12 protein-coding genes are annotated in these 15,049 nt (G+C 67.8%); 3 read left to right on the top strand and 9 right to left on the bottom strand.

Annotated features, from left to right (window positions below):
* Positions 1-239 precede the first annotated feature (239 nt).
* The 3 genes from ACVWZ5_RS25350 (at position 240) to ACVWZ5_RS25340 (ending at position 1,999) form a co-directional block, all read left to right on the top strand.
* A complete protein-coding gene (locus ACVWZ5_RS25350) occupies positions 240-530 on the top strand; it encodes a DUF5629 family protein (RefSeq protein WP_084943640.1) in 291 nt (96 codons plus the stop codon).
* Positions 496-1,626, top strand: a complete 1,131-nt coding sequence (locus ACVWZ5_RS25345) for a lactonase family protein (protein WP_186600752.1) — start codon at positions 496-498, stop codon at positions 1,624-1,626. The genes ACVWZ5_RS25350 and ACVWZ5_RS25345 overlap by 35 nt, the downstream gene beginning before the upstream one ends.
* Before the next feature lie 196 nt (positions 1,627-1,822).
* Positions 1,823-1,999, top strand: a complete 177-nt coding sequence (locus ACVWZ5_RS25340) for a hypothetical protein (RefSeq protein ID WP_167388412.1) — start codon at positions 1,823-1,825, stop codon at positions 1,997-1,999.
* A gap of 157 nt (positions 2,000-2,156) precedes the next feature.
* Here ACVWZ5_RS25340 and ACVWZ5_RS25335 read toward each other — a convergent pair whose 3' ends face one another.
* The 9 genes from ACVWZ5_RS25335 to ACVWZ5_RS25295 form a co-directional block, all read right to left on the bottom strand.
* Entirely contained in the window at positions 2,157-2,750 is a 594-nt protein-coding gene (locus tag ACVWZ5_RS25335) for a glutathione S-transferase (RefSeq protein WP_280071441.1), read from the bottom strand.
* Positions 2,747-6,391 carry an AAA family ATPase gene (locus ACVWZ5_RS25330; RefSeq protein ID WP_457340939.1) on the bottom strand — a complete coding sequence of 1,215 codons (3,645 nt, stop codon included), beginning with the start codon at positions 6,389-6,391 and terminating at the stop codon, positions 2,747-2,749. The genes ACVWZ5_RS25335 and ACVWZ5_RS25330 overlap by 4 nt, the downstream gene beginning before the upstream one ends.
* Positions 6,388-7,626 (bottom strand): exonuclease SbcCD subunit D C-terminal domain-containing protein, encoded by a 1,239-nt coding sequence (locus ACVWZ5_RS25325; RefSeq protein ID WP_280071443.1) that lies wholly within the window; start codon positions 7,624-7,626, stop codon positions 6,388-6,390. The genes ACVWZ5_RS25330 and ACVWZ5_RS25325 overlap by 4 nt, the downstream gene beginning before the upstream one ends.
* A 96-nt stretch (positions 7,627-7,722) precedes the next feature.
* Entirely contained in the window at positions 7,723-9,348 is a 1,626-nt protein-coding gene (locus ACVWZ5_RS25320) for a BatD family protein (RefSeq protein WP_301143942.1), read from the bottom strand.
* Positions 9,345-11,063, bottom strand: a complete 1,719-nt coding sequence (locus ACVWZ5_RS25315) for a vWA domain-containing protein (RefSeq protein ID WP_062574651.1) — start codon at positions 11,061-11,063, stop codon at positions 9,345-9,347. Before ACVWZ5_RS25315 ends, ACVWZ5_RS25320 begins: the two co-directional genes overlap by 4 nt.
* A complete protein-coding gene (locus ACVWZ5_RS25310) occupies positions 11,060-12,136 on the bottom strand; it encodes a vWA domain-containing protein (RefSeq protein ID WP_028692926.1) in 1,077 nt (358 codons plus the stop codon). The genes ACVWZ5_RS25315 and ACVWZ5_RS25310 overlap by 4 nt, the downstream gene beginning before the upstream one ends.
* The gene (locus ACVWZ5_RS25305; RefSeq protein WP_028692927.1) at positions 12,129-12,623 is read right to left on the bottom strand and encodes a DUF4381 domain-containing protein; all 495 of its coding nucleotides are present in this window, start codon (positions 12,621-12,623) and stop codon (positions 12,129-12,131) included. The genes ACVWZ5_RS25310 and ACVWZ5_RS25305 overlap by 8 nt, the downstream gene beginning before the upstream one ends.
* Positions 12,620-13,564, bottom strand: coding sequence for a DUF58 domain-containing protein (locus ACVWZ5_RS25300; RefSeq protein ID WP_028692928.1), 945 nt, complete (start codon positions 13,562-13,564; stop codon positions 12,620-12,622). Before ACVWZ5_RS25300 ends, ACVWZ5_RS25305 begins: the two co-directional genes overlap by 4 nt.
* A 4-nt stretch (positions 13,565-13,568) precedes the next feature.
* Positions 13,569-14,528 (bottom strand): AAA family ATPase, encoded by a 960-nt coding sequence (locus ACVWZ5_RS25295; RefSeq protein WP_011532987.1) that lies wholly within the window; start codon positions 14,526-14,528, stop codon positions 13,569-13,571.
* Positions 14,529-15,049 lie beyond the last annotated feature (521 nt).

Here is a 15,049-nt window from a genome sequence, read left to right as displayed (position 1 = left end):
CTCGAGGCTGGCATTCCGCACGTGGACATGGTTCGCGACTCGCGCGAGATGGCCTGAGCCATCACGTTAGCCTGCTCTTTGTAGGAGCGGTCTTGGCGCGGGGGGGGGGGGGGGGGGGGGGGGGGGGGGGGGGGGCCCGCGGGGGGGGGGGGGGGGGGGGGGGGGGGGGGGGGGCGCCCCCCCCCCCCCCCGGCCCCGCGATGCGTATAATGGCGGCCATTTTCTCAATCGGTGCCTCCATGACCACCCTCGCCACCGCCCTCGCATCCTGCGACATGCTCCTGATCGATGGCCTGCACGCCTTCGACTTCACCCTCGACGCATCCGGCCTCACCATCGAATGCATGGACGGCCGCCAGCTGCGTCGCTGGTCCTTCACCCCCGACCAGGTCGCCGCCGCCACCGGCGCGGGCGACGACTGGAGCCTGGCCAGTGACGAAGGCGAGCATCGTCTAGTCTGTATGAGTGCTTTTCGTGCCCCGGATGAAGAAGACGATGAACAGGAAATGGACCCACCTGCTGACCGCTAGCCTCATGGCGTTTTCAGTCAACGCCCAGGCCGCCACGTTGCTGGTGGGCAGCTACACCGACAATGGCAGCGAAGGGATCTACCGCTACGACTTCGACGCCCGCACCGGTCAGATCGACGCCACGCCCCGGCAGGTGGTCAAGAGCGTCAGCCCTTCGTGGCTGGTGCTGTCCGCCGACCGGCGCCAGTTGTTCGCGGTCAATGAAACACCCAAGGGCCAGGTCAGCGGTTTCTCGCTAGGCAAGCAGGGCGAGATCAAGCTGCTGAACCAGGTGCCCAGCGAGGGTGACGAGCCGACCCACGCCAGCCTCAGCCACGACCAGCGCTACCTGTTCGTCGCCAACTACGCCGTCGCCGCCGACCCCGGTGGCAGCCTGGTGGTGATCCCGGTGGCTCGCGACGGCAAGCTCAAGCCTGTGGTGCAGCAGGCCCGGCATGCGCCGAGCCAGGTCAACCCCGAGCGCCAGGCCGGTGCCCATGTGCATTCGCTGGTGCTGTCGCCCGATGGCCGCCACCTGTACGCCAGCGATCTGGGCGCCGACAAGGTGTTCATCTACCGCTATGACGGCGCCAGCCCCGAGCATCCGCTGAGCCCGGCGATCCCGCCCTCGGTGACACTGCCACCGGGTAGCGGCCCACGTCACCTGCTGTTCGACGCCAAGGGGCGGCATGCCTACCTGACCCTGGAGATGAGCGCCGAGGTGGTGGTGTTCGATGTGCAGGACGGCGCGCTGACCGAGCGCCAGCGCCTGCCGCTGACCGAAAGCAAGGACGTCGCGGCGAAGGCCGCGGGCGGCCTGCACCTGTCGGCCGATGGGCGCTTCCTCTATGTCAGCAATCGTGGCACGGCCAACGAGATCGTGGTGTATGCTGTGGGCAAGGACGATGGCCGGCTCACCCTGCTGCAGCGCCGTTCGGTGGAGGGCGACCATCCCCGGGAGTTTGCCCTCGACCCGGATGGCAACTACCTGCTGGTGGCGAACCAGAAGAGCAACCAGATCGTGGTCATGCGCCGCGACCCACGCAGCGGCAAGTTGGGGGATACGGTGCAGAAACTGCCCCAGCAGGCACCTTCGGACATCAAGTTCCTCGAGTAAACGTTCGTTAACCCTGTAGGAGCGGCCTTGCCGAGGCGTCGGACCGGTCGCTCCTACAGAGGCGCGCGTGCAATTATCGATGGGGGTGATATTCGCTACTGCTGCAATGAATTTTTCCAGGCAGACGCATCGGCGTAAGTTTTGACCCAAGGCCCCGACGGGCCAACGTCAACCACCGAAGTCGAGGTCAGCCCACATGAACTTCAATCTCTTCCCGGTCATCGCCGCTTCCGCCATCTCCGCCTCCGTCGTACTGCCGGCCCACGCCCAGCTGGAGCAAAGCGCCAAGGCGTCCAACACCCACAGCTATACCCAGAAATACCTGCAGCAGAGCGCGCATTTCCACGCCGCCCTGAGCAAGCATGCCAATTGAGTGTGTAAAGCCATTGGTAATAGCACAACGCCATGTGATTTAATTTGACGCTGAATTTTTGACTCGCCAAAGGGGCAGAGCATGATGTGGCGTATCACGGCGGTAGTGCTGTTGTTGATGTCCGCGCCGATCCTGGCGCTTTGAGCGACACGCTGTCTCACTTGGCCATCACGGCCTTGAACAGCGGCGATGCCAGCCAGCCCTGCAACCAGCTCCGCAACCGCGGATAAGCCGCCTCGGCGAACCATTCGGGTTCGACCCCGGCAAACTGGCGCATCAGGGGCAGCAAGGCGGCGTCGGCCAGGCTTGGGTGAGCGGCCAGCAGATAGGGTCTGCCTTCGAGCAGACGTTCCAGCTCGGCCAGCCAAGGCTCGGCCTGGGCGCGGTAGTGCGCCCGGGTGTGCTCGGGGTAGCGCTCGGCGTACTTGTACAAGTTCACTTGCGCCTTGAAGGTGCCATCGTTGCGCGCGATCAGCGTTTCGGCCTGCCGCGCGGCGGCGGGGTCGGCCTGCAGGCGCCAGTCCTCGGGGTCATGTCGGGCCAGCGCCCAGCGCATGATGTCCAGGCTTTCCTCCAGCACCGCATCCCCGGTATCGAGCACCGGCACCGTGCCCTTGGGCGACAGTGCCAGCAGCTCGGCCGGCTTTTCCTTCATCTTTACCTCGTGGACCTGTACCTCGCAGCCGGCGTAGCGCAGGGCCAGGCGCGCGCGCATGGCCCAGGGGCAGCGGCGGAACGAGTAGAGGATCACCCGCACACCTGCACGTCGCTCAGGCCATTGCCCTGGCGGCGCACCTGGATCTGCACCGGAATGCGCTCGTGCATCTCCTGCACGTGGGAGATCACCGCCACCTTGCGCCCCTGGGCCTGCAGGCCGTCGAGGGCGTCCATGGCCAGTTGCAGCGACTCGGGGTCTAGGCTGCCGAAGCCTTCGTCGATGAACAGCGATTCGATACGCAGGGTGCTCGACGCCATGGATGCCAGGCCCAGGGCCAGGGCCAGCGACACCAGGAAGGTCTCGCCGCCCGACAGGGAATGCACCGAACGCAGCTCGTCGCCCATCTCGGTGTCCAGCACCAGCAGGCCCAGGGCGCTGCCGCCGCGCTTGAGGCGATATCGCCGGGCCAGCTGGCGCAACTGGCTGTTGGCGTGGTGCAGCAGCAGGTCGAGGTTGTAGCCCTGGGCGATCTTGCGGAACACATCGCCCGAGGCCGAGCCGATCAATGCATTCAGGCGTGCCCAACGTTGCCATTGCTGGTAGGCCTGGTCGATCTGTTCGGCCAGGGCCTGGCTGGCCTGTTGCCGGCGCTGGTCCTCGGCTTGTTGGGCGCGCAGCTCAGCGCATTGCTGCTCCTGGGCTGACAGCTGCACGGCCAGCTCGGCGAGGGCGGTTTCCAGCGCTTCGACGGACAGTTCGCCGTGGGCCTGTGCGGTGTGTTGCTGCAGCCGCTGCTCACGCTCCCCTAGCAGCACGCGGCCTTGCTCGACAGCTTTTTCCGCGGCCTGCAGGCGTTGGCGCAGCTCGCCCACCTGGCTGTCGTCGATGGCCAGCAGGCGGTCGAGGCCGGCGTCGTCCAGCTCCGGGTGTTCGCTGCGCCACTGGGCGATTTCGCCCTGCAGCTGCTGGTGCTCCTGCTCCAGTGCCTGTTGGCGCTGCTGGTTGGCCTTGAGCTCGCCGGCCAGTTGCACACCTTGGGTGTGCAGCGCCTGCAGTTGCCGGGCGCTGTCTGCCTCGGCGGCGCGAGCCTGCTCCAGCTGGGTGTCCATGTACTGTTGCCAGGCTTCGGCGCTGGGCTGATCGCCGAGCAGCTCGCCCAGGGTGGCCTGGGCCTGCCGGTGTTGCTCCTCCAGCGCGGCGAGCTTCTGTTGCTGCTGCTGCTGGCTGTGCAGGCGCGCCTGTTGCTGATCGCGCTGTTTGTCCAGCTGGACCTTGCGAGCCTGTTGCTCTTCCAGCTCGTCCTTGCGCAGGTCGAGTTGCTGACGGCGTTGGGCAATCTGCTGGTCGAGGCCGAGGAACGCATTGGCCGGGTCTTCGCGCAGGGCTTGGAGAATGTCCGGGGGCAGCACGCTTTCGAGGCTTTCGAGGGCCTGCGCGAGTTGCTGCTCGTCGGCGGCCAGGGCCTGGTGCTGTTGGTCGAGGTGGCGCTGGGCCTGTTGCTGGGCATCGCCTGCGACCTGCAATTGCTGGGTGAGGCGCGCGGCATCCTTTTGCAGGGCGAGCAGGGCGCCCTGGCGTTTCTCGTCGCGGTCGATCTCGTCGCCGAGGCGGCGCAACTGGCCGTCGAGCCACTTGCCACGGGCGCTGTCGTCCTGCGGCGCCAGTGCTGGCCACAGGGCATGGGCCTGGACCTGCTCGAGTAAGGGCTGCAGCTGCTCGCCCAACTGCTGCTGTTGCTGCTGGTAATCCTTGAGCTGGGCGTTTACCACGCCCAGCTGGGTGCGCAGCTCCACCAACCTGGTATTGAGCTGTTCGACCTGTTGCTGCGCCGCCGCTTCCTCGGCCTGGTCGTGGCGCCCGAGGCTGTGCAGCAACGCTTCGGGCTGATGGAACGGATGCTCGGCGCTGCCGCACACCGGGCAGGGCTCGCCATCGCGCAGTTGAGCCCGCAGTTCCTCGACGCTGGTGTTGCGCGCCAGGCGCTGGCGCTCGAGCAACTGGCGGGTCAGGGTCAGCGCCTGCTCGGCGCCCTCCAGTTCGGCCTTGGCCGCCGTGCCTTCGCCGATCAGTTGCTGGCGTTGCCGCATGGCCAATTGTTGGCGCTCGCGCAGCGCATCGATGCCGTTGCGCAGTTCCATCTCGCGGCCATGCAGGCGCGACAGCTCCTCGACCGCGCGTTGCTGCTTGCGGTTGTCCTGGAGCATGGCGCCGAGCAGGTCGATCTGCTCGGCCAGCGCCTGGGGTTCGGCCCCGGCCTCGCGGAACAGCAACTCGAAATGCTCGCGCTGGGCTTGCAGTTGGGCGTTGGCCTGACTGGCCTGGGCCTGCAGGCCGGGCAGCTCCTCGCGGCCCTTGGCCAGGCGGCCGCCGATCAGCATCACCTGTTTGAGCTGCGGCAGGTAGGCCTGCCAGGCGTCGGCCAGGCTGCCGAGCGCTTCGCTCTCGGCCAGGGCGCTGTCGATCAGGGCCAGTTGTTGCAGGCTGCGCTGCTGGCTGTTCTCCAGCTGCTGCAGTTGCTGCTGGGCTGCACCGACTTCCTGTTCGACCCGGGTGCAGGCTTCACGTTGCTCGGCAAGCTCCTTGTCCAGGCGCGCCAGGTCGCCCTGGGCGGCAAAGGCCTGGCGCAGGCGCGGGGCGTTTTCGCCGTGCAGGGCCTGGTGCTCGACCAAGTGCTGGCGGGCGGTTTCCAGGGCTTGCTGTAGCGCGTCGGTGTGTTGCTGCAGTTCGGTTTGCTGGCGCTGTTGCAGGTCGATATCGGCCAGTACCGGGGCCAGTTGCGCGGCCAGGTGCTGCTGGCGGTGGAACTGGTGGCGCTGGGGCGCCAGGCGCTCCAGGCGTTGCAGGTCGACGCGCTGCTCGGCCAGTTGCTGCCACTCGTGTTCGGCGTTTTGCAGGGCCGTGCCGGCTTCACCGTGCTGGGCCTGCAGGCGCTGATGTTCGGCAAACCAGGTGCGCTGCTGTTCCAGCTGGCGCTGGCGCGCCTGCTCGGCCTTGAACTGCTGCTGGGCCTGTTCCAGTGCCTGGTCGAGGGCGGCGCGGGCTTCGGCCTCCATCGGCAGCAGGTGCTCGGCCTGCTTCTTCAGGTCGTTGTGAACCTCGCCGGTTTCCCGCGCCTTGCTGAAGGCGCGTTGGCCCAGGCGGGTGTAGATCGCGGTGTTGGTGAGTTTTTCCAGCAGCTCGCTGCGCTCACGGTCGTCGGCCTTGAGGAAGGCGCCGAACTCGCTCTGGGCCAGCATCACCGCGCGGGTGAACTGCTCGAAGTTCAGGCCCAGGCGGGCCTCGACCAGTTGCTTGTATTCGTTCTTGCCGCTGCCCAGCAGTTGCTCGCTGTCCAGGTCGTAGAGACTCTGGCGGCTGTTCTGCAGTTTGCCGGTGGCCTTTTCACGGGCGCGGTTGGCTTCCCAGCGGGCGCGGTAGCGGCCGCCGTCGATGCCGATGAAATCGACCTCGGCGAAGCCGCTGCCAGTGCCGCGACGCAGCAGGTTGCGCGGATCCGAGGTGGGGATCTCGCCGTCGGCGTCCGGCACCTTGGCTTCCCGGGCGATGTCGTTCAGGCGTGGCACGCTGCCGAACAGCGCCAGGCACAGGGCGTCGAGCAGGGTGCTCTTGCCGGCGCCGGTGGGCCCGGTGATGGCGAACAGGCCGGCGCTGGCCAGGGGCTCGGCAGTGAAGTCGATATCGATCGGGCCGGCCAGCGAGGCCAGGTTCTTCAGGCGGATGGCAAGGATCTTCATGCCTGCTCCTCCTCTTGCAGGACGTCCTGCAGCAATTCGGCGAAATCGGCCAGGGCCTGGTCGTCGGCGGGGTTGCCATAGGCCTGCTCCCAGGCACGGCCGAACAGGTCCTGCGGGGTCATCTGGGCCAGCTCGACGAAGGCTTGCTCATCGTCTTCGGCACGGCCGCTGCCGGCGTATTCGGCGCTGATGCGCACCAGGCGCACGGCCTTGCCCTGCAGGGCGCCTTCGATCTGCTGGCGCAGGTCGGGCTGCGGCTCGTCCAGGCGTACCCGCACTTCCAGCCAGGGCTGGCGGTTGGGGTCTTCGAGCAGGTCGATCACCGGCAGTTGCCCGAGCTGTTCGAGCAGTTCGCCCAGCGGCGCCGGGCCGACCCGTTGCAGGGCCACCGCACGGGGCACCGGACGCGGCTCGACGCTGACCAGCTCGGCGCCGTCCAGCTCCACTTCCAGGACCTGGTGCGGGTAGTTGATCTCGGCGAACGACAACGGGATCGGCGCGCCGCTGTAGCGGATGCGGTTCTCGCGGTTGACCTTCTGCGGCTTGTGCAGGTGGCCGAGGGCGACATAGCTGATGGCCTTGTCGAACAGCCTGGCTGGCAGGGCCTCGGCGTTGCCGATGATCAGGCTGCGCTCGGAATCTTCCGAGATGCTGCCGCCGGCCATGTGCGCGTGGCTGATGGCGACCAGCGCCTGGTCTTTCTTGCGCTTCTTCTGTGCTGCGGCGATCAGTTGCTCATGGACCTGGTTGATGCCCTGCAGGTAGTCGTCGCCCAGCGCGGGGCCGGTGACTTCGGCGGGGCGCAGGAAGGGCAGGGCCAGGCACCAGGCGCCGACCTTGCCACGGGCGTTGGTCAACGGGATCAGCAGTCGCTCGGTGTCCAGCTGGCCCTCGTCGAGCCAGTGCACCCGGCCCAGGGCGTGGGTGCGAAGACGGCGCATCAGTGGCGCCGGCAGCTCGATGCGCGAGCCGGAGTCGTGGTTGCCGGCGATCATCACGATATCCAGCTTGGGCTGTTGCTCGTGGGCCTGGACAATGAAGTCGTAGAGACGCTCCTGGGCTTTGACCGGCGGGTTGACCGTGTCGAAGATGTCGCCGGCGATCAGCAGCGCATCGGGTTGGCGCAGGCGCAACTGGCCGAGCAGCCAGTCGATGAAGCAGGCGTGTTCGAAGTCGCGTTCCTGGCCATGCAGGCTCTGGCCCAGGTGCCAGTCGGAGGTGTGAAACAGACGCATGGAAGATCCGTTGGGTGAGCGGCAGGGGGCGTTTGGATTAGGGCGCTATGGTAACTCATCGCGGGGCCGTGGGAGCGGGCTTGCCCCGCGATGAGGCTACTTGGGGTACAGCGGCGGCAAGCTGCCGGCTTCGCCCGACGGCGCCAGCACCTGCTCGGCCGGCGGAATCGCGCCAATCGCGCGCCACAGTTCGTCGCCGTGCCAGTATTGCCCGCTCTCGCTGTACAACGCTCCATTCAACCCATCCAGCGCATCGGACAACGGCACGAAGCGCGCCGCCATCTCGGCCAGGGTTTCCGGCTGCTGCCGGGCCCAGGCGTCCAGCGCCTGGCGGGTGGCCTGCGGGTCGTTGGCCTGGCAGGCGCGCTTGAGGTCATCGAGCAGCGTGCGCGGGCTCGGGCCGGTCTGTGCCGCGCGCAGCACCGCCGGTTGCGAGCGGGCCCGCCACCACAGGGTGAAGCCGAGCAGTGTAGTCAGGGCCAGGACCAGCGTGGCCAGTTGCCAGGGCCAGAGCGGGCCGGGGCTCAGGTTGCCGTCGCCGGCCGGGGTGTCGGCGCTCAGCGCCGGATTGTCCTGCACGTTAAGGGTGCGGGCCGGCAGGCTGCTGTGCTCCAGATGGTCTTCGCGGGTGTTCCACCAGGTCACCTCCAGCGCCGGCAAGGCCAGCTCGCCAGCGTGGGTCGGCACCAGCGCCTCGCGCTCTTCGCGGTTGGCGACTATGCCGCGCTCGCCGATCTCGTTGCGCAGCAGCGGCTGGTCGGGGTAGCGGCGCAGACCGGCGGCTTCGGTGGCCGGCAGTGGCGGCAACTGGGTGCTCGACAGGCCCTCGGCGCGCACGGTGATGTTGCGCGTGAGCGAGTCGCCGATCTGCGTCGGCTGGCGCTCCGGGTCGGGGTTCCAGTGTTCTTCCAGGGTCAGGCTGCGGGCCGGCAGCCAAGGGCGGTCGGCTGGGTAGCTGGCCGGGATCGGCTTGACCGTCAGGCGCAGCGGCAGCGAGCTGACCTGCACCTGGCGGCCGACCCGCGGCGTGCCGGCCGGCTGTTCGCCATTGTCGGCGGCGGTGGCGGTGAAGCGCAGCGGCGGCACTTCAAGGCTGCCGCTCTGTTGCGGATAGATCGCATAACGGGTCTCGATCACCCCGTGGCGCACGCCGTTGATGTCCTTCTCAAAGGTGCGCGACTCGCCCAGCGGGTCGACCTTGGCGTTTTCCAGCTGCAGCGGGCTGAGGCTGCTGTCGTCGTACAGCGCCACCGAATGGTAGATGCGCAGGGTCAGCACGACCTGGGCCTGGACATAGACCTCGCTGCTGTCCAGGGTGGCCTCGACGAACACCTGCGCAGCCGCGTCCGGGCGCTGGCTGTCGGCCTGCTGTACCTGCAGTTCGATGGCCTGGCTGCGCGACTGGCCCAGCTGCAGCTCGGGGATGCGCAGGCTGCCGCTGCGCCGGGGCAGCAGGGTGATGATCCAGCGGGTGCTGGCGCGGGTCTCGCCGTCCAGGGTGTGCAGGCTGTTGAGCTGGCGCGTGCCGCGCACCTCGAAGTCGGGCTCGAGGGAGCGCAGGTCGGGCTTGCCGAACTGGGTGACGTCCTGGCTCTCGAGGGTGAGTTCCAGGGTTTCGCCGGCTTCCAGGCGCGTGCGGTCGACGCTTGCCTGCAGGATCGGTTCGGCCTGGGCCGCGAGGCTCCACAGCAGGCCTAGGAGAAAGACGCCGAGGCGACTCATCGTTGGGTTTCCTGATGCAATTGCTGTTCGTACCAGAATTTGCGCCGCAGCAGTTCCGCCGGGTTGTCGGGGATCTCCCGCAGCCATTGCTCCAGGGCCTGGCGCTGTTCGGCGTCGAGGCTGGTGGAGAGCGGCCGCTGGGGCGGCTGGGTGAGGCTGTCGTCATCGCCGCCGTCAGCGCCGGGCGGGGCCTGGGTGTTGCCCTGGCTGTCGCCGTTCTGCTGGCCCTGGGCCTGTTCGTCGCTGCCGGGCGTGCCCTGGGCCTGGCTGCTGGTCGAGCTGCTGTTGCCTTCGGTTTCGCTGCCGGGTGAGCCTTGGGCATCGGCGTTGGTCGGTTGGGTCTCGGCGCTGGCCTGGCGTTGTTGCAACAGTTGCTGGACCAGGGCCTGGTTGTCCAGTGCCGCCTTCAGGTCGGGTTGGCGTTCCAGAGCCTGTTCATAGGCGTCCAGCGCCGCCTCCAGCTCCCCGGCGCGGGCCAGGGCATTACCCCGATTGTAGTGGGCGGCCGCTGTGCCGGCCTGGGCGAAGGCGGCGGCGGCGCCTTCGAAATCGCCGGCCTGGTACAAGGCCATGCCGCGCCACTGGCTGTCCTCGAAGTGGCGGGCCGCCTCGGCCGGGCGTTGCCGCTCCAGCAGGCGCTGGCCCTGCTGGTCGGGGCGCAGCCACAGGTCATTGAATTCGAAGGCCTGGCTCGGTTGCGGCAAGGCCAGCAGCAGCGGCAGGCAGAACAACCAGCCGCGCCGGCCAGCGCAGGCGGCGAGCAGCAGCAGGGGCAACAGCAGCCAGTAGCCCTGGTCGGCCCAGCTGTCCAGTTGCAGGGTCTGGCCATCGTTGTGCAACAGTCGCGGGTTGTCGAACAGGCCCAGGCCGCGCAGGTCGAGGTCGTCGATGCGGGCATGGCGGTAGCGCCCGCCGGTCGAGCCGATGAAGCTTTTCAGCGAGGCGCTGTCCAGGCGTGGCAGGAGGATGCCGCCCTGGTCGTCCTTCAGGTATTCGCCATTGGCCTGGCGCACTGGCGCGCCCTCGGCGCTGCCGACGCCCAGCATCAGCAGGCTCGGGCCCTGGCGGCCGAGGGCCTGTCGAATGCCTTCGCGCTCCGGTTCGCTCAGTGACGAGCCGATCAGCAGCAGGCGGCCCTGGCCCAGGCCGCTCTGGGCGAGCAGGGCCAGGCCCTTGTGCACGGCGAGGTCGGCACGCTGGCCGGGCTGCGGCATGATCGACGGGTCGATGGCCTCGAGCAGGTTGCGCGTGGTGCCCAGGTCATCGGATAGCGGCACCAGGGTGTGGGCGGAGCCTGCGTAGACGATCAGCGCGGTCTGGCTGTCGCGACGGTGCTCGAGCAGGTCGAGGATCTTGCGCCGGGCCTGTTCCAGGCGGTTCGGCGTGCTGTCCTCGGCGAGCATCTGCGGCGTCAGTTCGAGCAGGATCACCAGCGGGTCGGCCGGGCGTTGGCGGGTTTCTTCCAGGCGCTGCCAACTCGGCCCGAGCAGGGCCAGGACGATCAGCAGCCAGGCCAGGCCCAGGGCGATCCACGGCAGCTTGCTGGTGCTGCCGTTGCCGCCGCCAAGCAAGACCGCGTGGAACGGCTGCGGCAGGATCAACTGCCAGCGCCCGGCGCGCTTGCGCCGGTGCCAGAGCTTGAACAGCAGCCAGCCGAGCAGGGGCAGCACCAGCAGCCAGAGCGGGCGCAGCCATTGGGGCCAGAGTTCGATCATCGCCGCCTCCTCAGGCGCAGGCGCTTGAGGCGCTGGCGCCATTCCGGGTGGGGCTGCAGGAAGCGTGGCTTGCGCAGCAGGCGTTGCAGCAGGTTGTCCGGCCACTGCACGGCCACCACCAGCAGCACGCTGAGCAGCAACGCCAGGGCCAGCGGCCAGGCGTACAGCGCGTGGGCGGTGCGCGCCTGGGTCGGCTGCTGGGCCACCGGTTCCAGTTGGTCGAGGGTGTCGCCGATGGCGTTCAGCTCGGCGCCGTCGTGGGCGCGGAAGTAGCTGCCGTGGGTAATTTCGGCGATCTCCTTGAGCGAGGCTTCGTCCAGGTCCAGGCTCGGGTTCAGCCCGAGCAGGCCCGGCGTGCCGCTGGCCTCAGGGTTGGCGCCGATGCCGATGGTGTAGATGCGCACGCCTTCCTGGGCGGCCAGGCGGGCGGCGGTCAGTGGGTGGATCTGCCCGCCGTTGTTGGCGCCGTCGGTGATCAGGATCAGCACCCGGCTTTGCGCCGGGCGCTGGCGCAGGCGCTTGACCGCCAGGCCGATGGCGTCGCCGATGGCGGTGTTCTTGCCGGCGATGCCGATCTGCGCCTCGTCGAGGAAGGTGCGCACGGTACGCCGGTCGAAGGTCAGCGGGGCCTGCAGGTAGGCCTGGCTGCCGAACAGGATCAAGCCGACGCGGTCGCCCTGGCGGTCCTGGAGGAAGTCGCCCATCAGCGCCTTGACCAGGTCCAGACGGCTGATCTCGTCGTCTTTCCACTGCATGTCGGGGAAGTCCATGGAGCCCGACACATCCACTGCCACCAGCAGGTCACGGCCGCTGGCCGACACAGGCAGCGGATCGCCCAGCCACTGCGGGCGGGCGGCGGCCAGCAACAGCAGTAGCCAGATCAGGATGAACGGCGCCTGCTGGCGCCAGGTTGGCAGGTTCAGCCGCGCGCGGCGCCCGGCCAGGCCTTCGAGTTCGTCGAGAAAGCCCACCTTGAGCACCGGCTCGCCGCTGTCGGCGGCAGGCAGCGCCAGGCGCGCCAGCCAGGGCAGCGGCAACAGCAGGAAGATCCACGGCCAGGCCAGTTCAAACATGCTTGCGGATCCAGGTTTCGACCGCCTGGGTGAGCCCGGCGATGGCCTTGTCGTCGAGCTTGCACTCGGGCTTGTAGGCGCCTTCGACCAGTACCATCCAACGGGTCAGGCCGGCGGCCGGGCAGCGGTTGTCGAGAAACGCCAGCCACTGCCGGCCATTGAGGGTGTGGCTGTTGGCGCCGGGATAGTGGTTGCGGCACAGGCGCTTGAGCAGGGCGTTGATCTGCTGCAGCCAGGCGCCGGCCGGCGCGCCGTCATAGGGGCGTGGCAGGCGCGCCAGCTCGGCCAGGGCCTCGACACGAATCGGGTCCAGCGGCAGTTCGGCGCGCACCACCTTGCGCTTGCCCGGGCGCCAGTGGCGCAGGCGCCACAGGCCCCAGCCGAGCAATGGCAGCAAGGCCAGCAACAGCCACCAGCCTGGGGCTGGTGGCCACAGGCCGATGGCCGGCGGTGCGATCAGCGGTTGCAACTGATCCAGGGGGGTCATTTGGCACTCCCGGGACGCTGCGCGTTCAGGTATTCGCGCAATTGCTCGATCATCTCACTCTGGGTGCTCAGTGGCATCAGCACCACCCGCAGCTTCTGCGCCAGCAGTTCCCAGCGCTCGATGCGCGCCTCGGCCTGCTGGCGGTAGGCCTGGCGCAGGTTGGCATCCAGCGTGTCGAGTTCCAGTTGCGCGCCGCGTTGGGCGAAACGCAGCAGGCCGGCGGCGGGCAGGGCATGGTCGAGCGGGTCGCTGACCGGCATCAGCAGCACGTCGCAGTGCCGTGACAGCATGGCCAGGTGCTGCTCGACGCTGGCGCTCAGGGCACGCTCGTCGCAGATGACAATGGCCAGGCTGCCCGGGCGCAGCACTTCGCGCGCCCGGCGCAGGGCCAGGCCCAGGCTGTCGGGCTGAGGCACGGCCTCGGTATGCAGGGCCTGGTTGACCTTGGCCAGGCGGTTGAGCAGTTGCAGCAGGCTCTGCTTGCTGCGCCTCGGCTTGATCTCGTGGGGCTCGCTGTCGCCGAACACCAGCCCGCCGATGCGGTCGTTGTGGCCCAGCGCCGCCCAGCCGAACAGGGCCGCGGCCTGGGCCGCCAGCACTGACTTGAACATCAGCCCGGAGCCGAAGAACAGCCGCTGGCTCTGCTCGACCATGATGAAGATTGGTCGTTCGCGTTCTTCGTGGAAGAGCTTGGTGTGCGGCTCCTGGGTGCGCGCGGTGACGCGCCAGTCGATGTTGCGCACATCGTCGCCAGCCTGGTAGACCCGCACCTGGTCGAAGTCCACGCCGCGGCCACGCAGCTTGGAGTGGTGCAGGCCCACCAGCGGGCTGCGCTGGCCGGGCCGGGAGAACAGCTGGATCTCACGCACGCGGTGGCGCATGTCGATCAAGTCGGCCAGGCCGATGCGGATGCCGGGTTCGGCCAACTGCGAGGTGGGCATGGGGTCAGGCGACGGCGACGACGTCGAGGATGCGCTGGACCACGCGGTCCTGGTCGACCCCGGCCGCCTCGGCCTCGAACGAGAGGATGATGCGATGGCGCAGCACGTCGAACAGCACTGCCTGGATATCCTCGGGGCTGACGAAGTCGCGCCCGGCCAGCCAGGCGTGGGCGCGTGCGCAACGGTCCAGGGCGATCGAGCCGCGAGGGCTGGCGCCGTAGGCGATCCAGTCGGCCAGCTCGCTGTCGAACTTGGCCGGGGTGCGGGTGGCCATGACCAGCTGCACCAGATATTCCTCCACGGCATCGGCCATGTACAGGCCGAGGATTTCCTTGCGGGCGGCGAAGATGGCCTGCTGGCTGACCCGGCGCTCGGGCTTCACCTCGCCACCCAGTGCCTCGCCCCGGGCTTGCAGGAGGATGCGTCGCTCCACCGCGGCGTCTGGGAAACCGATTTTGACGTGCATGAGGAAGCGGTCGAGCTGGGCCTCGGGCAGCGGGTAGGTGCCTTCCTGTTCGATCGGGTTCTGCGTGGCCATCACCAGGAACAGCGGCGACAACTCGTAGGTGCTGCGTCCAACGCTGACCTGGCGCTCGGCCATGGCTTCGAGCAGCGCCGATTGAACCTTGGCAGGGGCGCGGTTGATTTCGTCGGCCAGCACCAGGTTGTGGAAGATCGGTCCTTGCTGGAACACGAAGCTGCCGGTTTCCGGGCGGTAGATCTCGGTGCCGGTGATGTCGGCGGGCAGCAGGTCGGGGGTGAACTGAATGCGATGGAATTGCGCCTCGATGCCCTCGGCGAGCTCCTTGATGGCCTTGGTCTTGGCCAGGCCCGGGGCGCCTTCGACCAGCATGTGGCCGTCGGCCAGGAGCACGATCAGCAGGCGCTCGACCAGTTTTTCCTGGCCGAGGATCTGGGAGGAGAGAAAGGTGCGCAGCGCGATCAGCGCTTCACGGTGTTCCATCGTTGGCGGTTCCTGGGGATGGGCCCTGGCGCGCTGAGGGCGCTTGCCGGGCGAGGGGGGATACTTTAATCCATCCGGGGGGGTGGCGACCAATGGCGGTTTGCAAAAATCGTGTAAAGGATAGAGGTGAGGCAGTGGGAACCTATCGTGGCAGGGAAGTCTGTTACAGGTGTTGGATGGGGTTGCTGGGTGTGCGCTTCATTGTCTGTTGACGGTGGTCGCTTTGAGGGGTAGTCATTACACGTAACGCGGCGCCTACTCTCACCCACAGATGTTTTCCTGCTCTGCAGGTGATTCATATTTCTTGATCTTGATCTTGATCTTGATCTTGATCTTGATCTTGATCTTGATCTTGATCTTGATCTTGATCTTGATCTTGATCTTGATCTTGATCTTGCTTCTAAGTGCGCAATAGTTCAGGCACCACCAATTGCGACTTCAGGAGGCCGAGCGGAGTTCTTGCGGAGGGAGGTGACGGGCATGGATGCCCGTCAAGCGCTGCGCCCCAGGATGGGGCGTTC

The organism is Pseudomonas sp. TE6283, assembly GCF_054060555.1.
This window is presented reverse-complemented; position numbering and strand designations above follow the sequence as displayed.

Coding starts and splice junctions, on each gene's coding strand:
- ACVWZ5_RS25305 (WP_028692927.1), bottom strand. CDS start 12,623: ATGACCCCCCTGGATCAGTTGCAACCGCTGATCGCACCGCCGGCCATC.
- ACVWZ5_RS25345 (WP_186600752.1), top strand. CDS start 496: ATGAACAGGAAATGGACCCACCTGCTGACCGCTAGCCTCATGGCGTTT.
- ACVWZ5_RS25340 (WP_167388412.1), top strand. CDS start 1,823: ATGAACTTCAATCTCTTCCCGGTCATCGCCGCTTCCGCCATCTCCGCC.
- ACVWZ5_RS25295 (WP_011532987.1), bottom strand. CDS start 14,528: ATGGAACACCGTGAAGCGCTGATCGCGCTGCGCACCTTTCTCTCCTCC.
- ACVWZ5_RS25330 (WP_457340939.1), bottom strand. CDS start 6,391: ATGAAGATCCTTGCCATCCGCCTGAAGAACCTGGCCTCGCTGGCCGGC.
- ACVWZ5_RS25300 (WP_028692928.1), bottom strand. CDS start 13,564: ATGCCCACCTCGCAGTTGGCCGAACCCGGCATCCGCATCGGCCTGGCC.
- ACVWZ5_RS25315 (WP_062574651.1), bottom strand. CDS start 11,063: ATGATCGAACTCTGGCCCCAATGGCTGCGCCCGCTCTGGCTGCTGGTG.
- ACVWZ5_RS25310 (WP_028692926.1), bottom strand. CDS start 12,136: ATGTTTGAACTGGCCTGGCCGTGGATCTTCCTGCTGTTGCCGCTGCCC.
- ACVWZ5_RS25325 (WP_280071443.1), bottom strand. CDS start 7,626: ATGCGTCTGTTTCACACCTCCGACTGGCACCTGGGCCAGAGCCTGCAT.
- ACVWZ5_RS25320 (WP_301143942.1), bottom strand. CDS start 9,348: ATGAGTCGCCTCGGCGTCTTTCTCCTAGGCCTGCTGTGGAGCCTCGCG.
- ACVWZ5_RS25350 (WP_084943640.1), top strand. CDS start 240: ATGACCACCCTCGCCACCGCCCTCGCATCCTGCGACATGCTCCTGATC.